This is a genomic window from Shewanella sp. 10N.286.52.B9, assembly GCF_002873635.1.
Taxonomy (GTDB): domain Bacteria; phylum Pseudomonadota; class Gammaproteobacteria; order Enterobacterales; family Shewanellaceae; genus Shewanella.
The window spans coordinates 1-951 of the sequence record NZ_MCTY01000156.1; the positions used below are offsets into that span (position 1 = coordinate 1).

The following is a 951-nucleotide window of genomic DNA, read 5'->3' on the forward strand; positions in this document are numbered from 1 at the left end:
CTATTAATATTTATATCATATTAGTGAAATTTCACTGTCATTTTAACGCAGTCTTTTTGTCATTTTTGCGGGTTAGTTTGTCGTCCATTGAAACAACTTAACTCGCTTACACCCGTCTTCGGAGATGACAATGGAACTGAAAAAAATGTTTAAACTTAGTGCTGTATCAGCTGCGCTTTCTGCAACCTTATTACTTGCGGGCTGTGGTGGCGATATCAATATTGATACGGGTTCACAAGAGCCGACTAACCCTACAAATCCAACGGATCCAACCACACCGACTGAAACGGACCAACAACTTGCTTACGGCGGCTTTGCAGAAAAAAGCACTACGATAGCGGCTATCGATGGTAAAGAAGTGTGGCTGTTAACAGGCACACTGGCACCTTCTACTGCAGCTTCAACAGTAAAGGTAGGTGGTCAAGATGGCGCGAACATCATTTTAGGAAACGATGTGGTGTGGATGCTTGATGGTGCAGTTATCGCTGGCGGCGATAAAGCTGACTCGGTTGAATTATCAATTATGGCTGGCACTAAAATTATTGGTGGTAGCGAGTCTTATTTAGTCATTAGCCGTGATTCAAAAATTATGGCCGAAGGCACAGCTGACGCGCCAATCGTATTTACTTCCCTTGAAGCGGCGCTAGGCCAAACTGGCGAAGCGGGTCAATGGGGCGGCTTAGTAGTTTTAGGTAACGCACCTGTTAACTCATGCCCTGATTTAACCAGTTGTGATGCTGCATTTGAAGTGGGTAACCACAACTACGGTGGTGATAACACTGAAGATAACTCAGGTGTTATTCAGTATGTTCGGGTTGAGTTTGGTGGCTTTAAAATCAACGACACCCAAGAAATGAACGGTATTAGTTTCGCGGCAGTTGGCGCAGGTACAACTGTTGATCATATCCAAATTCATAAAAATAACGATGACGGTGTTGAGTTTTGGGGCGG

At 44.3% G+C, this 951-nt stretch carries 1 pseudogene; it reads left to right on the top strand.

Going from position 1 to position 951, the window contains the following annotated elements:
* Positions 1 to 130: 130 nt before the first annotated feature.
* Positions 131 to 951 (top strand): annotated as a pseudogene (locus tag BCU91_RS20385) (hypothetical protein); the annotation flags it as partial.